This window comes from Streptomyces sp. H27-H5 (assembly GCF_026627505.1).
In the GTDB taxonomy this organism is placed as follows: domain Bacteria; phylum Actinomycetota; class Actinomycetes; order Streptomycetales; family Streptomycetaceae; genus Streptomyces.
Genome location: NZ_JAPNLK010000358.1, coordinates 1 through 662 on the forward strand (window position 1 = coordinate 1; position 662 = coordinate 662).

A 662-nucleotide genomic window follows, 5' to 3' on the forward strand; every position below is an offset into this window, starting at 1 on the left:
ACTTCAGAGGTGCCTTGCTGGTTGGTACTGGTGGAAGCGTCAGAACTCCCATCATCCCAGGTCAGCAGGCACCTCTTCTGGTTTCTCCGTCCACAGCCCGACCACTACACGGTGGATCGAGGCTCAGCACTGGCCACAGCGTTTTGCAGAGAGACTTTCTCCATAGCGGAATTGCAGCAGGTATACGAGGCGGTTTGGGGCACCGAACTCGACACCCGCAATTTCTATCGAAAAGTCCAAGCCGCGAAGGGATTCATCATCCCCGCTGGATCGGACCGCAGGACCACGGGGGGACGGCCCGCGCGACTGTACCGGGCCGGACCGAAGACCGTCTTGTTCCCACCGCTGATCCGAACTGCACCGTCCACGACGTAAGAGACATCAAGAGGGGAAGGGGAATAGATGTCGCAAGATCTGGTGGTGATTCTCACCGCCCTCAATCTCGAATACCAGGCCGTACGCCAGAGAATGGCCAGTCCGCAGGTTCACCGTCACGAGCGTGGGACGCGGTTCGAGGTGGGAGCCACGCCAGGCACCTCATCCTGGATCCACCGCGTAGTGGTCGGGCTGTGGATGGAGAAATCAGAAGAGGTGCCCGCTGACCTGGGATGATGGGAGTTTCTACGCTTCCATCAGACCCGAGCAAGAGGGCACCTCGTAAG

The 662-nt window shown here is 59.5% G+C and carries 1 protein-coding gene and 1 pseudogene; both read left to right on the plus strand.

Translation table 11 applies throughout. The features are described 5' to 3' along the window. Positions 1–123: 123 nt before the first annotated feature. Positions 124–375: pseudogene (locus OTB19_RS43535) on the plus strand (NrtR DNA-binding winged helix domain-containing protein); the annotation flags it as partial. Between the two features lie 27 nt (positions 376–402). Then, entirely contained in the window at positions 403–612 is a 210-nt protein-coding gene (locus tag OTB19_RS43240; RefSeq protein ID WP_267804346.1) for a hypothetical protein, read from the plus strand. Positions 613–662: the final 50 nt, after the last annotated feature.

Coding starts and splice junctions, on each gene's coding strand:
- OTB19_RS43240 (WP_267804346.1), top strand. CDS start 403: ATGTCGCAAGATCTGGTGGTGATTCTCACCGCCCTCAATCTCGAATAC.